General features: G+C 66.3%; 1 protein-coding gene. It reads right to left on the bottom strand.

The window, feature by feature from the left end; all coding sequences use genetic code 11:
* Positions 1-893: Ig-like domain-containing protein (locus L977_RS07850; RefSeq protein ID WP_047625541.1), on the bottom strand; the 893-nt coding region annotated here is incomplete at both ends.

Here is an 893-nt window from a genome sequence, read left to right as displayed (position 1 = left end):
GTATCCACCAGCAGGTTCGCGGTGTTGCTGACGCTGTTGCCCACGCCGTTGGTCGCCGTCGCGCTCAGGGTGTAGTTGGCCTGACCGAGACCCGCCAGATCTGCCGCCGGAACGGTCAGGCTCCAGCTGCCGTCCGCCGCCGTGGTGGCGGTGTACTGCTTGCCGTTCAGGGTCACGGTGACCACGGTGCCTTCTGCCAGGTTGGCGCTGGTGCCGCTGACGCTCAGGTCATGGCCTTTCTCCACCGCGTTCAGCACGTTGTCGCCGCTGAGGGTGTTGAAGCCGACCGACGGCAGGCCGGTATCGACGGTCACGTTATGGCTGCCGGTGCCGGTATTGCCTGCGGCATCGGTGACTGACGCCGTGACGGTCACGGTGCCGTCCTGCAGCGCGGAAATCACGCTCGCCGGTACGCCCACGCTCCAGTTGCCCGCCGCGTCCAGCACGGTGGTGTACGTCTGGCCGCCGAGGGTGACGGTGACCTTATCGCCCGCTGCCGCCCCGGTGGCGGAACCGCTGATAATCTGCGCCTGAGCGTGCTCCGCGATGTTAATCACGTCGTCGCCCGCCACGGTGTTGATGGTGACCGCTGGCACGGTGATATCTACCGTCAGGTTATGGTCAACGGAAGCAGGGTTACCCGCTTTGTCGCTCACGGACGCGGTCACGGTCACGCTGCCGTCGCCGAGCGCCGCAACATCCGCCGCCGGAACGTTCAGCGTCCAGCTGCCGTCCGCGCTGACGGTTGCGGTGTAGTCTTTACCGTTCAGCGACACGGTGACCGTCTGGCCCGCTTCGGCGGTGCTGGTGCCGGACACGGTCAGATCGCTCTTCGCTTCGGCCGCATTGAGAATGTCGTCACCCGCGATCGTGTTGATGGTCACGGACGGCGC

It is taken from the genome of Enterobacter sp. ZOR0014 (assembly GCF_000798855.1).
In the GTDB taxonomy this organism is placed as follows: domain Bacteria; phylum Pseudomonadota; class Gammaproteobacteria; order Enterobacterales; family Enterobacteriaceae; genus Enterobacter; species Enterobacter kobei.
Note: the sequence above shows the minus strand (reverse complement) of the source record. Positions and strands in the feature narration are given on the sequence as shown.